Source organism: Dactylosporangium thailandense (assembly GCF_059739745.1).
Genome location: NZ_AP029195.1, coordinates 4707258 through 4728550, shown reverse-complemented (window position 1 = coordinate 4728550; position 21293 = coordinate 4707258). Strand labels below are relative to the sequence as shown.

The window sequence follows — 21293 nt, the reverse complement described above, 5'->3', positions numbered from 1 at the left end:
GGCAGCGCTCTGACTGAAAAGGCGCCCCACGATTGCGAGCGGATGCACCTACACGGATGCGGCGGTCGCCCTCGAGCCCACCAGCCTGCTCGCCCCCCGCCCGGTGTCTTCCAACGCGATGAGGCGCGTCAATGCCGCACCGGCCGCCTCAGCCAAGGACTGAAGCCGGGTCAGTTCCTCGTCGGTGACGTGGTGTGGCTGGATCCAGTAGGCGCCGATCGCCCCGAGGGGGTCCTCGACGCGCATCGGGACGATGACGAGACTCTTCACGAACGTCGGTCGGTACGCCTCCTGCGGCACCCGTTTGTCGACCTGGATGTCCGGCACGATGGCCGGCTGACGATTGAGGATCGACCACCCGCTGATGCACTGCCGCACCGGAAACCGCTGGCCCTTCCACAGCGGGCTGACCGCGTCTTCGTCGGCGTAGAAGCAGTAGCCGTGATCCAGCAGTACGACGGTGGACCCGTGCGCGTTGACCAAACGCCTGGCGGTGGTGCGGATGATCTGTTGAGCCTGCTCCACGTCCTGCACCAAGGCCAGGTCAGCCACCGCGATCTTCAACTGCTCGGAGGCATCCATCATCGATGGTCCTTCCCATCACGTTCGTTGACCCCTCCCAGTACATTCCCGGCTTCGCGCAAGTGTTCTCATCCTTGCGGGTGATTGTCGCCGTATCCTCCGCAGCGGGTTCCTTACTTTCGGTAGGCATTTCGCTCCCATCGGCTGGGTGGGGTGAGCTTGTTGGTGGCGTGCAGGGCGCCGGTCACGGTCGTGTCCGAGGCGGTGAGCTTGAGCGTGCCCACACCGGCGCCCGCGGCGAGGCGGCCCGGTACTGCTGTCGGCGTCTCGATCCGGTAGGTCAGGCCGGGCCAGCCGAGCACGTTCACGTCGCCGGTTGCGGCGAGGTTGGTGCTCCTGTTCCTCGGCCCCTGGACGTTGGCCACGACCTCGCCGGCCTGCACGACCTGGTACTTGTGCAGCCGGCCGTTAGCCACCGGCCGGTTCAGGACTGCCCCGTCGACGACGTCGACTCGCACACGGTGCCCGGGGCGCCATCCGAGCTGGTCGAGCAGCGATCGGGCGGACACCCGGCCGGATCGATCCAGCCGCACGATGTCCAGTGTCGGGAGCGCCAGTTCAGGTTCGCGGTGCGCGGCGCTGGCTCAGGCCGTCGGCGGGGGAGTGGTGTGGGGATCAGCTGGCGGCGGGTGGCGCCGGTGGTGCCTTGCGGGGAATCGTGGCGGTGCGGACGTCCAGGTCGTGTAACTGGGTTTCGACGGTGGTTTCGCCGTAGCCGCGGTCGGCGGCGACGGCGCGGGGGACTCGGCCGGTGCGGTGGTGGATGCGGCGGATTGCTGGTTGCAGTTGCGGGGCGTCGGGCGGTTGCCGAGTTCGACGGTGTGGTCCAGGACGATGCCGTCGGTGTTGTCGAGGACCTGGGCTTTGTAGCCGAACTCGACGGGCCGGTCGATGCGGCGTTTGCGGATCAGTCTGGCCTGCGGATCGTGGAGGCTGACGAGGCGGGTGGCCTAGTCCGGTTTTCCGCCGTCGAGGCGGGTGCGGGTCTGGGCGGTCACCTGGGCGGCCCGGGCGAGGAGCGTGTCGAGTTTGTTGACGGCCCGGCGCAGCCGGCCACGGGTTCGGCAACGCCATCACCTGCCGCAGCAACGTCGAACGCGGCACCCAAACCCCGAACGGGACATCACTGCAGCCCCGGCCCGCCCGGCCGCGACACCCTGTCGCATCGCAATCAGCGATCTTCGATCCTCCCGACCAACCGCCGTCTTTGCGCCAGAGTCCAATTGGTCCTGCTGGCACGGCCTGCCCTGCCGTTTCCACCGAGCGGGAACCGTTGCGTGGCTTCCCTCACAGCCGGGCCTACCGTCTGCCACAGGCATCTCGGACGGGCCCCGCTCGAGACGCATGATCGACCGGCTTTGGGGGGCGCGGTCCTGCAGAAGCGGAGAGCCCAACGTGAAGCGACAAGAACTCAAGATTCTCGGCGCCTCGGCCGTCGGCACGGCCTTCGAGTGGTACGACTTCTTCTTGTACGGGGCACTCGTACCGATCATCGGTGCGAAGTTCTTCGGGCAGTACGGCACCGCGGCGCAGACCGTGTTCGCGCTGCTGACGTTCGCCGTCGGGTTTGTCTTCCGACCTGTTGGCGCGCTCATCTTCGCCCGGCTCACCGACCTCATCGGCCGCAAGGTCGTCTTCATGATCACGCTCGTACTGATGGGAGTGTCGACGCTGGTGGTCGGCCTGCTGCCCACGTCGGAGCAGATCGGCGTCCTCGCGCCGATCCTGCTGCTGACGTGCCGGATCCTGCAGGGCCTCGCCGTCAGTGGCGAGTTCGGCGCGGCTGTCACCTACGTATCGGAGTACGCGCCGAGGAACCAGCGTGGGTTCTTCGTCGGCTGGCTGACCGGGACGACCGCGCTGGCCTTGAGCTTGTCACTCGCGGTGCAGATCGGCGTCGAGGCGATCGTCGGCTCCGCGGCGTACAGCGAATGGGGCTGGCGGGTGCCGTTCCTCATCTCCGTCGTCCCGCTGGCGCTGTCGGTGTGGATCCGCTCGAAGTTGGACGAGAGCCCGTTGTTCCTGCAGATGAAGGCGGACGGCACGCGCTCCAAAGCACCCCTGCGCGAGGCCTTCGGCTCATGGCAACGGGTCCGGATGGTCGCGATCGTGTTCGTGATGGCGTCGGCCCAGTCATTTATCGGCTACCTCTCGACGGTGTACCTGCTCACCACGATGAAGGTCAACCTGAAGGTTGACTCGTTCACGGTGAACTGCATCTTCATGGGCGCCATGCTGTTCGGCTTCTTCCTCTGCGTGTTTGCCAGCTGGCTGTCTGACCGGGTCGGCCGCCGCCCCGTCCTGTTCGCGGGGCTCGGCTTGGCCGCGCTGACGGTGTTCCCCATCACCAGCGCGATCACCGGTGCCACCAACCCGGCGCTCGAGCATGCCCGGAGCAACGTCACGGTCGTGATCCACGCCAACCCGCAGGACTGCTCGTTCCAGTTCGACCCGACCGGCACGACGAAGTTCACCAGCGACTGCGACCGCGCCCGCAAGGTGCTGCAGGCGTACTCGGTGGAGTTCAGCCGCGCCGACGTCGACGGGCCGACCAGCGTGCTCGTCGACCAGACCGAGGTGGCGGGCGGCCCGACGCTGGAGAAAGACCTGGTTAAGGCGATCGGCGCGGCCGGCTATCCGATCGACGGTTCGGCCACCACGATCAGGGTCAGCAGCGTGCTCGACTACTTCAGCTGGCCCGTGGTCAAGGTGTCCCTCCTGCTGCTGGTCCTTGTCGCCTGTGCGCAGTTGGCGCAGGGACCCGCGTCCGTCGCGATGGCCGAGGTGTTCCCGACCCGGATTCGCGCCACCGCTCTGGCGGTCCCGTACCAGCTCGGCGTCGGTGTCTTCGGCGGCCTGCTGCCGGCGACGATGGTGGCGATCGGCTCGCAGTCCGGCAGTCTCACCACCGCGCTGTGGTACCCGGTGGTCGCCATGGGCATCGGCCTGGTGATCCTGCTGTTCACGCTGCCCGAGACCAAGGGTGTCGCGCTCAGCGAGGTCAAGCTGGACGAGCCCGATCCGGCCGGCAACGTACCGGTAACCCGGCACTGACGGGGGTCCGGTGCCGATCATCGACGTGTCGTTGCTGCGCGGCCGTTCGGACGCGCAGCTTCGGCAGCTCATCCAAGCACTGCACGACGCGGTCGTGGACACGCTGGCGGTCCCGCCCGAGTCGGTCCGCATCCTGGTGCGCGAGGTCGACCCGCGGATGTGGGGATCCGGCGGTACGACCATCGCCGAGCGGAGGGCGAACCCGGGTCAGTGACCGGGGCTCAGTCCCGGAACCGCGTGGTGCTCCAGCCGCCGCAGACCGGGATCGTGACGCCGGTAACGAACGCGGCGTCGTCGGAGGCGAGGAACGCGATCACATGCGCCACGTCGGCGGGCACACCAACGCGTGGCAGTGGTCGCGACCTCGTCACCAGATCGTCGAAGAGACCGTCGGCGATCTTGCCTCGGGTCACCGGTGTGGCGATCAGGCCCGGCGCCACCGCGTTCACCCTGACGTTGTGCCGGCCGCCGTCCGCCGCCATCTGCCGGGTCAGACTGCTCACGGCACCCTTCGCCGCCGAGTACGGCGCCGAGCCCCGCACGCCGACCAGGGCGAATGTCGAGGAGGTGTTGACGATCGAGCCGCCCGCATCGCCGAACACCGACATCGCCTGCCGGCTCATCGTGAACGTCGTCGTCAGGTTCATCCGCAGGAAGAACTCGAAGTCGTCGTCGGTGGTCGCGGTCGCCGACGCGTCACCGGCCTTGCCGGCGACGTTGGCGAGCACGCTGGGCGTCCCGAGCTCGCCGGCGCAGTGCGCGAACACCCGCTCCGCCGCACCCGAGACGGTCAGGTCCTGCGCGAACACGCGGATGTCCAGGTCGCGCGATCCCGCCTCGGCGCGCAACGACGCCAGCCCGGCACCGTCGAGGTCGACGGCGAGCACCGCGGCGCCGCGGGCGGCGAACACCAACGCGGTCTCCCGGCCGATACCCGAGGCGGCCCCGGTCACGATCGCCGTCTTGCCCGCAAGTTGCTGACTGCTCATGGTTGCTCCCATCGCTGCGAGTGCGGTGTGCACACAACGCAGCATGCGGCCGCGGTGACCAAGAGGACAGGACCGGTTCCCATTGTCCGAGAACGAGCGATGGTCGTACCCCGGACGACGGTGGCACGGTGAGGCGTGACCGATGAGGGAGGAAAAAGCATGGACCGGTCCATCGACCCCGGCGTGGCAGGCCTGCGCGTGTCGGTTCCGGCGGCGGGCGTGGCGATGATCGAGCTGGACCGGCCGGCGCGCCGCAACGCCCTGGACCGCGCGATGCTCGACGGGCTGCCACTCGTACTGCGCCGGCTGGACGCCGACGACGAGGTCCGGGTGATCGTGCTCACCGGCGCGGGAGGCTCGTTCTGTGCGGGCGGCGACCTCGACGTCATCGGCGACCTGGTCGGGGAGTCACCACAGCAGGCCAGGCAGCGCATGGCGCGTGAGTTCTCCTCGACGAGCGTCCTCGCGTCGTCGGACAAGCCGACGATCGCCGCGATCGAGGGTGCCGCGGTGGGCGCCGGGATGGGCCTCGCCCTGGCCTGTGACGTGCGGCTGGGCAGCGAAACCGCCCGCTTCTCCAGCCCCTTCGTCAAGATGGCGCTCGTCCCCGACTTCGGGGTCTCGTGGTTGCTGGCGCAGGCGGTGGGCGCCGGGCGCGCGGCCGAGATCGCCCTGACCGGACGGGCGATCCTCGCCGCGGAGGCGCTGCGCATCGGACTGCTCGATTCGATCGTCGACGACCCCGTGGCCGCCGCGGTCGCGAAGGGCGAGCTGCTCGCGGGCGCCCCGCCGCAGGTTTGCAGGGCGACCAAGCGGCTCATCCGCGCGGCCCGGGGCCGCAGCCTGGACGAGGCCATCGAACTCGAGATCGACGAGCAGATCCTCGCCCTCCGTCACGAGGATTTCGACCGCCGGTGGCGCGCCTGGTCCGAGCAGATCCGCCGCCGGTGACCAGGCGAATCAGGCGACCCAGGCGATCCGGTCAGGCGGCGGTGAGGGTGACCGATCCCAGCCGGCCGAACTCGGCCACCACGTGGTCGCCGGTGTGCAACTCGACGGCGTCGGTGAGACCACCGGTGTAGACCAGCCAGCCCGGCTGCAGCGCGATGCCACGCTCGGCCAAGGCGTTGGCGGCGAACGCGAGCGCCTCGGCCGGGTGGCCCTGTACGGCGGCGCCGGTGGCGGTATGCACGATCTCTCCGTTGACGTGCAGGACGCACGGCTCTACGGCGAGGTCGAGCGCCGACGGCGGGATGCCGAGCGCGCCGGTGACGAGCCTTCCGGACGACGCGTTGTCCGCCACGACGTCGCCGAGGCGGAAGTCGAAGTTCCGGAAGCGGCTGTCGATCACCTCGATGCCGGCGTGGACCGAGCGGACCGCCGCGAGCGCGGTCGCGGCCGTGGCGCCCGGCGCTTCGACCGCCGAGTCCAGGATGAAGACGATCTCCGGCTCGACCCTGGGGTGGATCATGTCGCCGAGGACGACCGGGGTGTCCTGCGGCAGCGCCATGGCATCGGTGAGCCAGGCGGTGAGGGGTGAACGCACGCCCATCCGTTCCTGCTTGGCCTTCGAGGTGAGACCCAGCTTGATGCCGCAGATGTGCTCGCCACGCATCTGACGGATCGCCAGCGTCTTGTCCTGGATCTGATAGGCGATCTCGACGTCCAGCTCCGGCCACACCTTGCTGAAGCGGTCGAGCTCCTCGCGCCGGTTCTCGGCGTCGATGAGGGCCTGTGCCGCGCTGGGCACGGTCCACCTGACGGTCATACTGATCCTTCCGCTCTGTTGCGGGTACCCACCCGGCTGGTCAACGTCGTCGTAAGACTGCCCAGCGTGGTGAACGACGCGGTCACCGTGGCACGGCCGGCGACGGGCGCAGGCGGCGTCAGGGGACCGACCAGCGCGACCACGCCGGGTTCGAGCGCACCGCCCCCGCGGCTGAGCTCGCGGGCGAGCTGGGCGACCAGTGCCAGCGGTGGGCCGACGGCCGCCGCCACGCCCGTGCCGGTGAGACGCCCGCCCAGATACATCACGGCGCCTTCCAGCCGGGTGTCCCAGGAGCGCAGCGGCACCAGGCGCGAACCGAGAACCGCCGCGGGGCCGCCGCCCGCGGCCGAGCCGGCCGTGGCGGGCCGGACGTCGAGCACCACGAGCGCAGGCAGCCCGAAGGCGACCGCGGCGGCGACGTCGGCGACGTGGGTGTCCGGACCGGCCAGACGCCGACCCAGCACCAGGGCGAGGTACGGCGCGACTGTCGGCGTGCCGTACCCGTCGACACTCACCTGGGACCATTCCGGGTTGAACGCGGACCCGGCGAGGCGGCTCGGCACGGTTCTACCGTCGAGGAGATAGCCCGCCGTGGAGCGGACCGGCACCTGATCGAGGGCTTCGTTCATTGTTGGCTTCCTGAGCGACGCATGGTCGCATGCTGCGGTCCTGCTCCGCCGCTCGGCTACGCCTGGCTTCCACTGACCGGGAACCTCTGCCCGTTTCCGGTCAATGGAAGCCGGCGGTTGCTGCGGCGCCGACGGGTCGCCGAAGGTTGCGTCATTCAACGAGGCGAGCTGTCAACGGAGGGGACGCGACCATGGAGTCGTTTGGCCATGTCATCGGCGGCGAGGAGGTCGAGTCGCGGGACGGCGCGACATTCGAGTCGGTCGATCCGTGGGAGCGGACCGGATGGGCCACAGTGGCGCTCGGCTCCCCGGCGGACGCGGACCGTGCGGTCGCCGCGGCGCGTGCGGCGTTCGACAACGGGCCGTGGCCTCGGCTGAGCCTCGCCGAGCGCGGGCGGATCCTGCATCGGCTCGCCGATCTGGTCGAGGCGAACGCGGTCGAGCTTGCCACGGCCGATACGACGGACATGGGCAAGCCGATCAGGGAGACGCTCGGCCATGACGTTCCGCGTGCCGCGCAGAACCTCAGATTCTTCGCGGACCACTCGACGGTGACGGCCGCTGAGAGCTTTCCGATGGCCACCGGTCATCATGCCTACACGCAGTACGACCCGGCCGGTGTCGTGGCGGCGATCGTGCCGTGGAATTTTCCACTCATGATGGCGACGTGGAAGGTCGCGCCGGCGCTCGCGTGGGGCAACACCGTGGTGCTCAAGCCGGCCGAGCAGTCGCCGGCCTCAGCGACCCTGCTGGCCCGGCTGGCCCTCGCCGCCGGGCTGCCGCCGGGCGTGCTCAATGTCGTCCACGGCTACGGTCCGGGGTCGGTCGGTCAGGCCCTCACCGAGTCGCCCCAGGTCGACCGGATCACGTTCACCGGCGAGACTACTACCGGGCGCGCCATCTCCCGTGCCGCCGCCGAGAACCTGACTCCGGTCAGCCTGGAGCTCGGCGGCAAGGGTGCGAACATCGTGTTCGACGACTGCGATATCGACCGTGCGGTGCACTGGTCGATCAGAGCGATCTTCAGCAACAGCGGCCAGGTGTGCCTCGCCGGTAGCCGGCTCTACGTGCAGCGTGGCGTGCTGGACACCTTCCTGCGGCGCTTCACCGAAGCAGCGCAACGCCTGGTGATCGGCAACCCCAAGGAGCGCTCGACCGAGCTCGGCCCGTTGTCGTCGGAAGAGCATTTCCGGAAGGTCGCCGGCTACCTCGACATCGCCGCCGCCGACGGAGCCCAGGTGCACACCGGCGGCGTCGGTGACGGCTGGACGATCCGCCCGACGATCGTGGTCGGCGCCGGCCAGCGCGCCCGCATCACCCAGGAGGAGGTGTTCGGGCCGGTGGTCGTCGTCCTGCCCTTCGACGACGAGCAGGAGGCGGTCGCCGCCGCCAACGACACGCCGTACGGCCTGAACGCGATGCTGTTCACGCGGGACCTGTCCCGGGCCCACCGGGTCTCCCGGGCCCTGCGGGTCGGAACGGTGTGGACCAACTGCTTCTTCGTGCGCGACCTGCGGGCACCGTTCGGCGGCGCGAAGAACTCCGGTGTCGGCCGGGAGGGCGGCGTCTTCAGCCGCGACTTCTTCACCGAGCCGAAGGCGGTCGTCATGGAGATCGCCGACGCCTGAGCCAAGATTACGTTCGAGCAGTTCCAGCCAGCCAGGAACGGATCAGGAGACGATATGACCATCCGTGCGGTGCAGACCCGCAAGGCGCCGACCGTGGGCTTCTCGGCGACGACCGCGGCGCCACTGTCGCAGGCGGTGGTGCACGGCGACACCATCTACTGCTCCGGCACCGGACCGCTGGACCCCGAGACCCGAACGATCGTCTCCGACGACTTCGCGGAGCAGGTCGCGCAGACGCTGACCAACCTGGTGGCGGTCGTCGAGGCCGCCGGCGGGACCAGGGCGAGCATCCTGAAATGCACCTGCTACCTGCGCCACGTCGAGCACTTCGAGTCGTTCAACGCCGCCTACCGGCGGTTCTTCGCGGACAATCCGCACTTTCCCGCCCGTACGACGGTGATCGCCAGCCCGCACCGCGCCGGTGTCCTGGTCGAGGTTGAGTGCATCGCTGCGGTGGAACGGTGACGGCGTGAGCAACCAGCCGGCTGACCTGCTGCTGACCGGCGGCCGCGTGGTCACGCTCGACCGGGCCGGCACGGTCGCGCAGGCCGTGGCGGTCAGCGGTGCCACGATCCGGGCGGTCGGGTCGAGCGACGACCTCGCCGCGCTCGCCGGCCCGGCCACCCGGATCGTCGACCTCGCCGGCCGGACGGTGATCCCCGGCCTCATCGACTCGCACTGCCACTTCGAGGACGCCGGGACGGACCGTGACACCGTCCCCTTCGACGGTGTCACGACGATGGCCGAGGCGCTGCGCCGCATCGCGGCCAAGGCGAGCGCGCTCGGGCCCGGCGCCTGGGTCCGCGGCCAGATCTGGAACCCGGTACTGCAGCTCGCCGAGCGGCGCGCGCCGACCCGGCAGGAGCTCGATGTCGCCGCCTCGGGCCGGCCGGTCTTCCTGCCGATGGGACACAGCGCCGCCGTGAGCACCGCGGCACTGGCGCGCGCCGGGCTCGACGAGCACAGCCGGCACGGCGAGGACATCGTCGCGCGGGAGCCGTCGGGACACCCCAGTGGCCTGCTGATCGAGGACGGCGTGGCGCTTGTGGCGCGGGTCGTGCCGCCCTGGACGGACGAGCAGCGGTCGCGCCAGCTTCTCGACGCCATGGCCGTGCTCAACTCCTGGGGCATCACGTCGGTGGTCGGCGGCGCGATGACGCCACGCGACGTCGACCTGTTGGCGGAGCTGGCCCGACACGGCCGGTCGTCGGTGCGCGTCGCGGCCATGCTGATGCCGACCGGCGAGCTGAACCCGTCGGTCGACCTCGACGAGTGGTCTGCCCTGTTGCACGGGCGCAAGCGCGCCTCGGCGTCGGACTGGCTGGTCGAGCGCGGGGTCAAGCTGCAACTCGACGGTGGCATGACCCTCGGGACGGCCGCCACGCGCGAGGCCTACGACGGCCGGCCGGACTACCGCGGCGAGCTGATCGCGGATCCGCGGCGGTTCACCGACCTGGTCCGCATCGCGCACCGGCATGACTGGCCGGTCGGCGTCCACGCCGTCGGTGACGCCGCCATCGACCTGGCGCTCGATGCGTTCGAGCGGATCCCGGCCGCCGCCCAGCCGGCCGTCCTGATCCACGCCAGCCTGATCCAGCCCGATCAGGCGAAGCGGGCAGCCGCGCTCGGGGTGATGGTGGCGGCCCAGACACCGTTTCTGTGGAAGAACTCCGGCGTCATCGCCGGGCACCTCGGCCGGCAGCGCGCCGAGCGCGCGGTACCGTTGCGCACCCTGGTCGATGCGCTCGGCATGGATGGCGTCGCGGTCGGAACGGATTACCCGATCAACGGCCTGAACCCGTTCCAGAACCTGTACGCCATGACCACCCGCCGGGATCTCCATGGCGGATCGACCGGCGGGGAACAGGCGGTCAGCCGATCCGAGGCGCTGCGCCTGTACACCGTGTCGGGTGCGGCGCACACCGGGGAGCAGGGACGCAAAGGGGCGATCACGCCGGGACGCCTCGCCGACCTCGTCGTGCTCGACACCGACCCGCTGACGGCCGACGACGCGGCCCTGCTCGAGACCCGGCCGCTGGTCACGATCGCCGGTGGCCGGGTCGTCTTCGACGTCGGCCACGAGCTCAGCTAGACCACCCAGGAAGGGAGCACGCGCATGATTGGGAGCCAGATGCCCATCGTCGGCCTGGCCGCGGCGGCCGCCGAGCTCGAAGCCAGCGGCAAGCGGGTCAAAGTACTGTGGCAGGAGAGCGAGTCGCTGGCGTTCGTCGCCCGCGGCCGCGAGTACCGTAGCGAGTTCCACATCAACCCGAGCGACGAGGTCATGTTCATGATCCGCGGGTCGATGAACCTGCACTACCGCAACGCGGACCACACCGAGGGCATCGCCGTCATCCCGGAGGGGTCGTCGATCTTCACCCCGACCGGGATCCCGCACTCGCCGCGCTTCGCGCCCGACGCGTTCGTTCTGGTGCTCGAGCGGCTGCGGCGGCCCGGTGAGCTGGACCGGTTCCGCTGGTACTGCCCGGGATGCGACACCTTCCTGCACGAGGAGAGCGTCCACATCAGCGACTACCGGCTCGACCCGGTCGCCGGCGCCTACCAGCGGTTCTTCGGCAACCTCGAGGCACGTACCTGCGCATCGTGCGGCACCGTGATGCCGGACGAGCGGTTGTGACCGGGGGCTTCGGCCCGATCGGCGACGTCATCCGAACGGCATTGCGCAGGTATCCCGACCGGCGGGCGTTCGTCTGCGGGTCGCAGGAGCTCAGCTACGCCGAAGCGGAGTCGCTGATCGCACGGGTCATCGGCCTGCTCCGGGACAACGGCGTCCACGCAGGTGACACGGTGGTCCAGGTCCGGTGCAACGACCCGTTGCAGTGGCTGGTCGCCGCTGCCTGCTTCGTCGCGGGGTTCCGGTCCACCTCGCTACCGCCGGACGCGGCCCGGCTGCGCGCCGCCCGGCCCGCGGCCGTGCTCGTCGGCGCCGCGCTGACGGCGCAGCTCGCCGAGGCCCGTGACGCGGATCCGTCGGTGCGTTGGTGGTGCGACGGCGACGTCCCGGGCTGGCGTGACCTGCACGCGGAGCTGGACCGCCGGGTCGAGGCGCGCGTGCCGATGAGCGCCCCGGCGGAGTCGGTCGTGCGGTTGGCCTACACCTCCCGGGGGGTCAAGCCCGTGGAACTGTCGAGCGGCGCACTGTGCGCGGTGTCCACCCTGACGCTCGCCCAGCTCGACTGGCCGCCGGCGCCACGCGTGCTGTGCCCTGAGCAGGTGTCGGGCGGTTTCGGCAACATGGTCGTGCCGACGCTGGTCCGCGGCGGGACGTTCATCATGCTCGAACGGTTCGACGTCGGCGCGCTGCTCGACGTCGTGCGCCGCGAGCGACCGGACGTCCTGCTGCTGATGCCGCCGTCGCTTCGCGCGCTCCTGTCCCATCCCGACGTGCGCGAAGCGGACTGGTCGAGTCTTCGCCTGCTCTGCTACAGCGGAGCCGTGCTCCGGCCCGACGAGATCGACCGTGCCCACGACGTCTTCGGGCCCGTGCTGTGCGGCATCTTCGGCCAGGTCGAGGTGCCGAAGACGATCGCGATGGCGACGCCGTCGGACCACCTGTCCACCGATCCGCGGCGGCGTACCTCCCTCGGACTGCCCTATCCCGGCATGTCAGTGGAGATTCAGGACGGCCAGGGCCGCGCGGTCGCCCGCGGCGTCGCGGGCGAGCTGTGCGTGCGCGGACCGACGCTCATGACCGGGTACGCCACGACCGCCGCGGTCGCCGACCCGTTCCGGCACGGATGGCTGCGCACGGGTGACGTGTGCCGGATGGACGAGGACGGTTACCTGCACTACCGGAACCGGCTCGAAGACGTGCTCACGGTCGGGGCCGAGCTGGTGTGCCCCGCAGACCTGGAAGACCTCGTGCGGTCCACGGTGGGTCATCCCGCCGCGGTGGTCAAGGTCGGTCCGGACGCTGTGACGGTGTTCGTGGCGGGTGCGCCGGGCGACGCGGTGCTGCGACAGGCACGGGACGCCCTCGCGGGTAGCCGGGTCCGCATCGCCGGTGTCACCGGCGTGGACCGCCTTCCCGTGGATGCCATGGGCCGGGTCGACCGTGCCGCCCTGCGTATGGCCCCCGGTGGCGGGTCCGGAGGCGGGCATGAGTGACCAGGTCGTCGACGTGCACAGCCATGCGATGCCGATGCCCCTCTTGCGCTGGTTGTCCGGTAACGGGCTCGCCGACCTCGACCAGTTGGACGACGGCGTTGTGCGTATCGCTCCTGCGGTGTCCGGGCTCGCCGCCGGCGTGCCGATTCCGCTGCCGCCGCAGCAGTACGACGTCGATCTTCGGCTCGCCGACCTGCAGGCCAGCGGCGTCGACCGGCAACTCGTGTCGCTGCCGCCGTTCGTCACCTGCGCGGCCGGCAACGATGAGCGTGAGGTGCTCCAGGTCGCCCGGCGCGGCAACGACGCTCTCGTCGAGATGCTGACCGGCCACGAGGACCGCTTCGCCGCGCTCGGATTCGTCCCGCTCGGCACGGCGGGTGCGGTCGCCGAAGCGGTTCGTTGCCTCGACGAGCTGTCCTGTGCCGGCCTCGCGATCGGGACACAGGGACTCGGCGCCGAGTTGGATGATCCGGTCCACGAACCACTCTGGGACCTGTTGGCCCACCGGGGTACGTTCGCGTTCCTGCATCCCAACGCGACGCCGGGCGGAAGCCGCCTGGACGCCTACTGGCTTCCCCAACTGGCCGGCTTCCCGATGGAGACCGCACTCGCCGTGAGCCGGCTCGTGCTGGGCGGTGTCCTGGAACGCCACGACCTCACGCTGTGCCTGGCGCACGGCGGCGGCTGCCTGCCGGCATTGCAAGGCCGCCTGGACCTCGGGTGGCGCCGTAAGCAGGTCGCCCGGACCACGCCGCGGCCGCCGAGCGATTACCTGCGGCGGCTGTACTACGACACGGCGACCTTCTCCACGACGCTGTTGCGGCGCCTGGTCGAGGACTTCGGCGCCAGCCATGTCCTGGTCGGCACGGACTACCCGTTCGACCTCGCCGACCTCGACCCGAGAGGCACCGTCGCGGCACTGGGTCTCGACGACGACCAGCGCCGCGCTATCGAGGGTGCCACCGTGACCACCCTGATCCCGGGGCTACGAGGCTAGCCCACAGCCTCGTAGCCCTTGGCCAGCTCGCGGGAGATCGATCGGGCCGCCATCCGCAGCGCGGGTTCGATCGACGACGACGAGCGAGAGTTGGAGTGCATCACGACCGACAGCGCGGCGACCACCCGCTGGTCGTGGTCGAAGACCGGTGTCGCGACCGAGACCGTGCCGAGCTTGAGCTCCTCCACGCACCGGGCGATGCCGGTGCGGCGCACGTCCTGCAGCGAGCGCATCAGCATGCCCGGCATGACGATCGTGTACGGCGTGTAGCGCTTCAGGCCCGCCTGCAGAACCCGCTCCTGGAACTCTCGGGCCGAATGGCTGAGCAGGACCTTGCCGACCCCGGTGGCGTGCAGCGGGTACCGCCCGCCGATGTGCGACACGACGCCCACCGACCGCCGCCCCCACAACCGCTGCACGTACAGCACGTCGTCACCGGCGAGGACGGCGAGGTGGACGTTCTCGCCGGTGGCGTCGTGCAGGTCGTGCATGAACGGCAGCGAGACGTCGCGAAGGGTGCGCGGCTGCGGACAGAGCGCGCCGAGCTCCCACATCCGAAGACCGATCCGGTAGCCGCCGTCGGCGCCCTTGGCCAGCGCGTTGAGCGCGACGAGCTCCGTTGCCATGCGGTGCACAGTGGACACCGGCAGGCCGGTCGCGGCCGCGAGGTCGACGAGCCGCAGGCACGGCGTGTCTGGGGTGAACGCGTTCAGCAAGGAGAACACCCGGCTGGACACTGATCGTGCCGGTGTGGCCGTGGATTCTGGTGTTGTTGTCGCCGGCTGGAACACGCCGGTCGTCACCTCCCGGGCAGGTCGACGGGACCCACCGGTAGTGATCTTACGCGCCGGGCCGCTTCGTCCGGAAGTCCCGCGGGTGGGCGAACGCCCAGGTCACGGACCGTCACGACCAGCATCACGACCGCTACCGCAGCCATCGCGCCCGCGAAGACGCTCAGGTCCGGGACCGCACCGGGCGGCGCGCCCAGCAAGGATCCGACGACCCCGATCGCCAGAATGGCCCCGGTGTACCGGCAGGACTGGAACAACCCTCCCACGACTCCGGTCATGTGCCGCGGCGAGCGCTCGTACATCAGTCGCTGCAGCCCGAGGTTGCCCAGACCGTACGGCAGGCCGAGCACGACGCCGTCGAGCGCGATCAGCCAAACCGGCGTCGCCGGCCCGAAGGCCGCGATACCGGCAAGGCCGACCACGAGCAGGATCGCGCTCGACACCACGGTCAGCCGGGCGCTCACCCGCGTCACCACACGCGAGGCCGTAATCGTCGTCAGGGCTCCGGTCGCGGCGATGGGCAGCATGAGCAGGCCTGCCTCGCCGGCGCTGAACCCCCGCGCCTGGAACCATTGCGGCAGGCCGTAGAAGGCGCCGTAGTACGCCAGGTTGAACAGCAGGAAGGCGAACAGGACCGCGGGCATTCCCTTGACCGCCCGCAACGCGGCGGCGTCAATGAACGGGTGGGCTGCTCGGCGTTCCTGCCATACGAACGCGATCGCGCCGAGGGCCAGCCCGATGCCGCCCCGGATGACATGGCCGAGTGTCAGGTCGAGCAGCGCCGCCACACCGAACGCGAAGGCGAGGATGCCGGGGACGTCCATCCTTGCCACGGTTGCTCGTAGGTTCGGCATCGCCTGGTCCTGGCCGGGGCCCAGTACCGCCAGGCCGGTGACCATGGCGGCGACGGTAAGGGGCAGGTTCACCCAGAAGATGGCCGGCCAGCCGACGGTGCTGGTGAGCAGGCCACCGAGCACCGGGCCGATGGCGCCGCTCGCGGTGTTCACGCTCGCGACGTGCGCGAGCCGGTCGGTGGCACCCACCCGGCGCAGGAAAAGCAACGCGCATGGGTACGCGGCCGACACACCGACCGCTTGCAGCGCGCGGCACCCCACGAGGAGACCGACATCCGGGCAGAACGGGGCGACTGCGGCCGCGACCGTCGCGGTGAGCATGCCCGCGACGAAGACCCGGCGCGGCCCGAACGCGTCCGCGAGCCGGCCCAGCACTGGCTGCGCGACACAGGCGGTGAGGTAGAAGACGCTGACCACCCAGCTCACCGTCGTCAGGGAGGCCCGGTAGTGCTGCTGCACCGCAGGCAGCGCCACCACGATCATCGACGAGTTCAGTGGGGCCAGCAGCGTGCCCGTCATCAACGCCGCGAATCCCACCCTGACCCGCACCGGCGATCGAGTCAGCACGTCAGCACGAGTTTCCCGGCGACCTGACCGGACGCGAGCACGGCCAGTGCCCGTGCGCCCTCCTCGATCGGTACGACATCGTGCAGCCGCGGCTTGAGCCGCCCTTCGGCGACCCAGTCGAAGATCCGCCGCAGGTTCTGTTCGTGGACCGGGCGCTCCCGGCGGACGAACTCGCCGAGGAAGACGCCCACCACGGCGGCGCCCTTGACGAGCGGGAGGTTGAACGCCAACCGCGGAATGTCCCCGGAGGCGAACCCGACGACCAGGTGCCGTCCGCCCCAGCGCAGCGCGCGGACGGCGGACTCGGCGACTGTGCCGCCGACGGGGTCGAAGATCACGTCCGCGCCCTCGCCACCGGTCAGCGACCGGATCGCGTCCTTGACCGCAGCGCGGTCGTCGCCGTAGGCGAAAGCTGCCTCGGCGCCGTAGGCCAGCGCGGCCTCGGCCCGTTCGGGCGTCGACGCGGCCGCAATCACCCGGGCCCCCAGCAGCTGTCCGATCGTGACGGCAGCGGAGCCGGTACCTCCGGCGGCGCCGAGCACGACCAGCGTGTCCCCGGCCCGCAGCCCGGCACGCTGGACCAGCGCATGACAGGCCGTGGCCGAAGCCACGAGCAGGGCGGCGGCATCACGCTCGGCCACGTGCTCGGGCAGTATCGTGACCCGGTCGGCGCGGACGGCGATCAGTTGCCGGGCGCAGCCGTACTCCTCGTTGCCCACGACCCGGTCGCCCACCCCCACCGATTCCACACCGGGGCCGAGCGCCACCACCACGCCGGCGTACTCGCTGCCGGGTGAGAACGGGGGCTCCGGCCGGACCACGTGCGTGCCGGCGATCACGAGGGTGTCGTGGAAGTTCAGCCCGACATGGCTGACGGCCACCAGGACCTCACCCGGCCCCGCGACCGGCTCCGGCAGCTCCACCACGTCGAGGACGTCCGGGGTCCCGAGCCGCGGGCAGATCAGCGCCTTCACCGGTGCTCGCCGACACGGACCACACCGGACGCGGCGAATGCGTCGACGTCCGCGGCGGAGAAGCCGACCTCGCACAGCATGCCGCGCGTGTGCTCGCCGAGCTCCGGCGGCGCGGCACGCAGCGCCGGCAGCTCACCGTCGTAGCGGACCGGGTGGGCGAGCACGGTCGCGCGCGCCGCGCCGGCCGGCAACTCCATCAGCAACTGCTCGTCGCGCACCTGCGGATCGCTCCGGACGTCGTCGTACGTCGCCACCCGCTCGATCCAGAAACCGCGCGGCTCGAGGACATCCGCGAGCTGCTGGTACGTCCAACCGGCAAGCACCCGCGCGAGGATCCCGGCGTACTCGTCGCGCCGGCGCCGCCGCTCGTCCTGGTCGAAGGCGGCCAGTTCCTCCGAGCCCAGGGCGGCCCCAAAGTCGTCCATCGTTCCGCTCACGGCAATGGCGACGCATGCGTCCTTCAACCGGTACACACCGTACGGCGCGTCGATCGACCAGCACGCCAGCTCCGGCGCCCGCGTGATGTCAGCTTGTGACTTGCGCCCGGAGAAGTACAGCGCCAGCGACTCCGCCTGAAGATCGAGCCCGGCGGCGAGCAGGCTCGACTCGACCCGCGCCCCTTTTCCGGTGGTCAGCTTCCGTGCGTAGGCCGCCAGCACGCCCATCGCGAGCAAGGCGGCCCCGTGCTGGTCGACGACCGGCGTCCCCGCCGCGTCCCCGGTCACCGAGATGAGGCCGCTGCGCGCCTGTACCAGCAGGTCGACACCCGGCCGGCCGGACATCGGACCACGTGACCCCCATCCGGTCGCGGACGCGTAGATGATGTCCGGCCTGATCGCCCTGACCGCGTCATAGCCCAGGCCCAGCTTCTCCAGTGCGCCACCGCGGTAGTTCTCGATGAGCACGTCGGCCCACTCGATCAGGGGGCGCAGGACGGTCATGGCGTCCGGGTGTTTGAGGTCGACGACGACGGACCTCTTGTTCCGGTTGACCGCCAGGAACGTGATGCTCCTACCGTCGAGGCGGATTCCCGCGCTGCCGACCCGGCGTTCCCACGACCCGGACGGGGGCTCGACCTTGACGACGTCGGCGCCGAGATCAGCCAGGTACTGCGAGGCGGAAGGCCCCTGGACGAAGTGGGAGAAGCTGAGGACCCGCATACCGTCGATCATGTAAGGCTCCGATGACCGTTCGAGGGATGGCTGCAAGCACCGTAGGAGCCGGTCCGAGGCGGCACCCAACCCGAATTCCCGTTGAGCGGAAACCAGCTCTCCCCACCGATCCGGCTGCGGCGCACGCTGAGCGCCATGAACGCACACCTGCCGGCCGCGGCCGAACCGCGCCGGCTCCGGTTGCCCGGCGCGGTGCTCAACTGCTCGGTCACCGGCGCCGGCCCAGCGGTACTGCTGCTGCACGGGTGGCCGCAGACCCGGTACGCCTGGCGCTTCGTCCGGCCGCTGCTCGAGCAGCACTACACCGTGGTCGTCCCGGATCTGCCCGGATTCGGCGCGAGCGCGCGACTGCCTGGCGGCTACGACAAGAAGAGCGTGGCCACGATCCTGCACGCGCTGATGTCGCACCTGGGGTTCGCGACGTTCCACGTCGTCGGTCACGACGTGGGCGGGCAGATCGCCTACCCGCTCGCCGCCTGCTACCCGGCCTCGGTGTCGAGCCTCATCTTCGTCGAGGCCGGAATACCCGGCCTCGGGCACAGCGAACGCGCGGCCAACCCGCTGCTCGGCGGCTCGTGGCACTTCGGCTTCAACATGCTCGACGACCTGCCGGAGTTACTGCTCGCCGGGCGGGAGCGCCCGTACCTGGAGTATCTGTTCCGCCGTGACACGATCGGCTTGTTCGTCACCGAGGCGATCGGCGATGCGGACCTCGACGTGTATGCCCGCGCGTTGGCCGGACCGGGCGCCGTGCGCGCCACGATGGGCTACTACCGTTCACTGCCCGCGGACATCGAGGACAACCGGGCGCTGTGCCGCAACGCTCCGCTGGCCATGCCGGTCACGGTCGTGGGCGCCCGGTACGGCATCGGCCTGGGCTGGCTGGACTCGGTGCGGGAGGCCGCACCCGCCGTATCGAGTCACCTGATTGAGGACTCGGGGCACTACGTCCCCGAGGAACAGCCCGAACAGCTGGTATCGCTGATCGGTACGACAATCGCGGAGCTGCCATGATCATGAACCGTCGAACGGCGCTCGGCATACTGGGCGTCACCCCGCTTGCCGCTGGCGCGTTCCCGAGCGGGTCCGAACGATTCCGGAGGCGGACAACTGTGGCAGATTACCTGCTGGTCCATGGCGCATGGCACGGGGCCGGACATTGGGCGCCGCTGGCCCGACTGCTCGCTGCCCGCGGCCACCGGGTCCTCGCCCTGGACCTGCCGGGCCACGGCATGTCGGCGCGCTTCCCGGTCGGCTACTTCGCCGCCGGGCAGCCAGGCCTGCAGTCGCAACCATCGCCGCTCGTGGACGTCACGCTCGAGACGGCGGCGCAAGCCGTGGTGGCCGCCGCTCGCGACTTGCCCCGCAAGCCGGTCCTGGTCGCCCACAGCATGGGCGGTGCCGTGGCGACCCGGGCGGCCGAGCTGGCGCCAGAGCTGTTCGAGCACCTGGTGTACGTCACGGCTTTCGTGCCGACGCGGTTGAAGGCCGCCGGGGCGTATCTCGCGCTGCCGGAGGCCAAGTCGGCGCTCGGTGCCGGACTGTACCTGGGCGACCCGGCGGTCACCGGCGCGGTGCGCATCAACCCGCGGTCCACCGACGAGGCGTACCTGGACGAGCTGCACGCCACATACTTCACGGGTCTCGGGCGGGAGCAGTTTCTCGCCTGCGCGGCGGCGCTGACACCGGACCAGCCGGTGTCGTTCCTGGCGTCCGATGCCGGTGCCACCCCGCAGCGGTGGGGCCGGTTGCGGCGTACCTACGTGCGGTGCACGCTGGACCGGGCACTGCCGCTGGAGTTGCAGGATCTGATGATCCGCGACGCCGACCACCTCGCGCCGCACACCCGCTTCGCGCAGGAGACCATCGAGTCGGGCCACGCGGCTTTCGCGTCTCGAACGCGGCAGCTCGCCGACATCCTCGACGCCGTCACCGTCTGATGTCCATTGACTGGCACCGTAGGTTGGTGGCCAGTGTGCGGGGACGCTACATCTGAGTGACGTTGATCGTCGGCTGCTGGAACGGGCTGGCTGTGCCTGATCATGTTCGTGTGCCGGTCGTGTTGCCCGATCGAGGCATTCGTGGCGGTCGCCGACCTCAACGGCTGGGACCACAACTGCGATCTTTCGCGCTCATGGACGCGGCCGACGACATCGTCCGGCCGCTGCAGGACCGGCCGGTACGCGTCGGCCGGGAAACGCTGACCCTGGGCTGTGCGGGCGTCGTTGGCCACTGTCCTATTCGGACTGTTCACGGTCCAAATAGGACAGCACCCGGCTCGTTGGCGCCGCCTCCAGGGCCTCCAGCGGCACGCCGGTCCGCCCCGGTCTCCTTGCGGTTACGTCAGTCCGCGCTGGCGCGACAGGACGCTCCCGACGCCGGCCGCCGCCGCCTTCACGGCCACCGCGTGAGCCTCCGGCCGGAAGCGCCCCACCGGCCCGGCCACGCTGATGGCCGCTATCGGGGTGCCGCCGGCGTCGAGGACGGCTGACGCGACGCACAGCAACCCGAGGCGGGATTCCTCGCGCTCGAATGCGACCCCCGTCTCCAGGGCCCTGCCCAGCTGACGACGCAGCAGCCCGGGAGCGACGATGGTGTGCGGCGTGTGCCGCTCGAGCGCTCCGGCCAGGATCTCCGCGCGGAAGCCGGGCTCGCCGTGGGCGAGCAGCACCTTGCCGATCGCCGTGCAGTGCAACGGCATCCGCCCGCCGGTCCGAGACGGCGAGGCGGCCTGCCGATGGCCGCCGATCTTCACGAGGTAGACGACCTCGGCGCCGTCGCGGATGCCGAGATGGACGGTCTCGTGGGTGCGCTCGTAGAGATCCTGCAGGAACGGCATTGCCACCTCCAGCAGGCTGCGCTCGACCGACGCCCGCATGCCGAGCTCGAACAGTCCTCCTGAGAGCCGGTAGCCGTCCGGGGTCTTGTCGAGCAGCCGATGCTCCACAAGGTCGCGGGCGACGCGGTGGACCGTGCCTTTCGGCAGTCCGGTCCTGCGCACGAGCTCGGCCAGCGGCAGTGCCGGGTCATGCACCGTGAACGAGTGCAGGATCGCCATCGCCTTGCCCAGCACGGTGCTCAGGTCTGCGGCCATGGCGTCAGCGTATCGCTGAGTGGAACGATCCGATTGCTCCCGTCGGCAAAACCCTTGACTCTTGCG

20 protein-coding genes and 3 pseudogenes are annotated in these 21293 nt (G+C 70.4%); 12 read left to right on the top strand and 11 right to left on the bottom strand.

Annotated features, from left to right (window positions below):
• Positions 1–48: 48 nt before the first annotated feature.
• The 3 genes and pseudogenes from AC6JBM_RS20430 to AC6JBM_RS20420 form a co-directional block, all read right to left on the bottom strand.
• The gene (locus AC6JBM_RS20430) at positions 49–585 is read right to left on the bottom strand and encodes a GAF domain-containing protein (RefSeq protein WP_497985175.1); all 537 of its coding nucleotides are present in this window, start codon (positions 583–585) and stop codon (positions 49–51) included.
• A gap of 110 nt (positions 586–695) precedes the next feature.
• Positions 696–1115 (bottom strand): hypothetical protein, encoded by a 420-nt coding sequence (locus AC6JBM_RS20425; protein ID WP_497985174.1) that lies wholly within the window; start codon positions 1113–1115, stop codon positions 696–698.
• An 82-nt stretch (positions 1116–1197) separates the two neighbouring features.
• Positions 1198–1640: pseudogene (locus tag AC6JBM_RS20420) on the bottom strand (ISNCY family transposase); the annotation flags it as partial.
• Between the two features lie 286 nt (positions 1641–1926).
• On the opposite strand from AC6JBM_RS20420, the pseudogene AC6JBM_RS20415 reads away from it, so the two are divergent.
• Both AC6JBM_RS20415 and AC6JBM_RS20410 read left to right on the top strand, forming a co-directional pair.
• Positions 1927–2952 (top strand): annotated as a pseudogene (locus AC6JBM_RS20415) (MFS transporter); the annotation flags it as partial.
• 694 nt (positions 2953–3646) lie between these two features.
• Entirely contained in the window at positions 3647–3850 is a 204-nt protein-coding gene (locus AC6JBM_RS20410; RefSeq protein ID WP_350624418.1) for a tautomerase family protein, read from the top strand.
• 7 nt (positions 3851–3857) lie between these two features.
• Here AC6JBM_RS20410 and AC6JBM_RS20405 read toward each other — a convergent pair whose 3' ends face one another.
• Positions 3858–4625 carry an SDR family NAD(P)-dependent oxidoreductase gene (locus AC6JBM_RS20405; RefSeq protein ID WP_497985173.1) on the bottom strand — a complete coding sequence of 256 codons (768 nt, stop codon included), beginning with the start codon at positions 4623–4625 and terminating at the stop codon, positions 3858–3860.
• A 135-nt stretch (positions 4626–4760) separates the two neighbouring features.
• On the opposite strand from AC6JBM_RS20405, the gene AC6JBM_RS20400 reads away from it, so the two are divergent.
• Positions 4761–5576 carry an enoyl-CoA hydratase/isomerase family protein gene (locus AC6JBM_RS20400; protein WP_497985172.1) on the top strand — a complete coding sequence of 272 codons (816 nt, stop codon included), beginning with the start codon at positions 4761–4763 and terminating at the stop codon, positions 5574–5576.
• Between the two features lie 31 nt (positions 5577–5607).
• Here AC6JBM_RS20400 and AC6JBM_RS20395 read toward each other — a convergent pair whose 3' ends face one another.
• Positions 5608–6393, bottom strand: coding sequence for a 2-keto-4-pentenoate hydratase (locus tag AC6JBM_RS20395; protein WP_497985171.1), 786 nt, complete (start codon positions 6391–6393; stop codon positions 5608–5610).
• The gene (locus AC6JBM_RS20390; protein ID WP_497985170.1) at positions 6390–7022 is read right to left on the bottom strand and encodes a hypothetical protein; all 633 of its coding nucleotides are present in this window, start codon (positions 7020–7022) and stop codon (positions 6390–6392) included. The genes AC6JBM_RS20395 and AC6JBM_RS20390 overlap by 4 nt, the downstream gene beginning before the upstream one ends.
• Before the next feature lie 191 nt (positions 7023–7213).
• On the opposite strand from AC6JBM_RS20390, the gene AC6JBM_RS20385 reads away from it, so the two are divergent.
• The 6 genes from AC6JBM_RS20385 to AC6JBM_RS20360 are packed head-to-tail and all read left to right on the top strand — an operon-like array spanning position 7214 to position 13775.
• Entirely contained in the window at positions 7214–8650 is a 1437-nt protein-coding gene (locus AC6JBM_RS20385; RefSeq protein WP_497985169.1) for an aldehyde dehydrogenase, read from the top strand.
• 54 nt (positions 8651–8704) lie between these two features.
• Positions 8705–9115, top strand: coding sequence for a RidA family protein (locus AC6JBM_RS20380; RefSeq protein ID WP_497985168.1), 411 nt, complete (start codon positions 8705–8707; stop codon positions 9113–9115).
• 4 nt (positions 9116–9119) lie between these two features.
• Positions 9120–10742: an amidohydrolase gene (locus AC6JBM_RS20375; protein ID WP_497985167.1), complete on the top strand. Its 1623-nt coding sequence runs from the start codon at positions 9120–9122 to the stop codon at positions 10740–10742.
• 24 nt (positions 10743–10766) lie between these two features.
• Positions 10767–11288 carry a 3-hydroxyanthranilate 3,4-dioxygenase gene (locus tag AC6JBM_RS20370; protein ID WP_497985166.1) on the top strand — a complete coding sequence of 174 codons (522 nt, stop codon included), beginning with the start codon at positions 10767–10769 and terminating at the stop codon, positions 11286–11288.
• On the top strand, positions 11285–12778 hold the full coding sequence (locus AC6JBM_RS20365) for an AMP-binding protein (RefSeq protein WP_497985165.1): 1494 nt from the start codon (positions 11285–11287) through the stop codon (positions 12776–12778). Before AC6JBM_RS20370 ends, AC6JBM_RS20365 begins: the two co-directional genes overlap by 4 nt.
• Entirely contained in the window at positions 12771–13775 is a 1005-nt protein-coding gene (locus tag AC6JBM_RS20360; protein ID WP_497985164.1) for an amidohydrolase family protein, read from the top strand. Before AC6JBM_RS20365 ends, AC6JBM_RS20360 begins: the two co-directional genes overlap by 8 nt.
• Here the strand turns inward: AC6JBM_RS20360 and AC6JBM_RS20355 are convergent.
• The 4 genes from AC6JBM_RS20355 to AC6JBM_RS20340 form a co-directional block, all read right to left on the bottom strand.
• Entirely contained in the window at positions 13772–14500 is a 729-nt protein-coding gene (locus tag AC6JBM_RS20355; protein ID WP_350624396.1) for an IclR family transcriptional regulator, read from the bottom strand. The genes AC6JBM_RS20360 and AC6JBM_RS20355 overlap by 4 nt on opposite strands.
• Positions 14501–14574: 74 nt before the next feature.
• Positions 14575–15987, bottom strand: coding sequence for an MFS transporter (locus AC6JBM_RS20350; protein ID WP_497985163.1), 1413 nt, complete (start codon positions 15985–15987; stop codon positions 14575–14577).
• Positions 15981–16961, bottom strand: coding sequence for an NADPH:quinone oxidoreductase family protein (locus AC6JBM_RS20345; protein WP_350624392.1), 981 nt, complete (start codon positions 16959–16961; stop codon positions 15981–15983). The genes AC6JBM_RS20350 and AC6JBM_RS20345 overlap by 7 nt, the downstream gene beginning before the upstream one ends.
• A complete protein-coding gene (locus AC6JBM_RS20340; RefSeq protein WP_497985162.1) occupies positions 16958–18133 on the bottom strand; it encodes a CaiB/BaiF CoA transferase family protein in 1176 nt (391 codons plus the stop codon). Before AC6JBM_RS20340 ends, AC6JBM_RS20345 begins: the two co-directional genes overlap by 4 nt.
• Positions 18134–18268: 135 nt before the next feature.
• Between AC6JBM_RS20340 and AC6JBM_RS20335 the strand changes: the two genes are divergently transcribed.
• The 3 genes and pseudogenes from AC6JBM_RS20335 to AC6JBM_RS20325 form a co-directional block, all read left to right on the top strand.
• A complete protein-coding gene (locus AC6JBM_RS20335) occupies positions 18269–19147 on the top strand; it encodes an alpha/beta fold hydrolase (RefSeq protein ID WP_497985161.1) in 879 nt (292 codons plus the stop codon).
• Entirely contained in the window at positions 19144–20073 is a 930-nt protein-coding gene (locus AC6JBM_RS20330) for an alpha/beta hydrolase (RefSeq protein ID WP_497985160.1), read from the top strand. Before AC6JBM_RS20335 ends, AC6JBM_RS20330 begins: the two co-directional genes overlap by 4 nt.
• Positions 20074–20199: 126 nt before the next feature.
• Positions 20200–20357 (top strand): annotated as a pseudogene (locus tag AC6JBM_RS20325) (4-hydroxy-2-oxovalerate aldolase); the annotation flags it as partial.
• A gap of 114 nt (positions 20358–20471) precedes the next feature.
• Here AC6JBM_RS20325 and AC6JBM_RS20320 read toward each other — a convergent pair.
• On the bottom strand, positions 20472–21227 hold the full coding sequence (locus AC6JBM_RS20320) for an IclR family transcriptional regulator (RefSeq protein ID WP_497985159.1): 756 nt from the start codon (positions 21225–21227) through the stop codon (positions 20472–20474).
• Positions 21228–21293 lie beyond the last annotated feature (66 nt).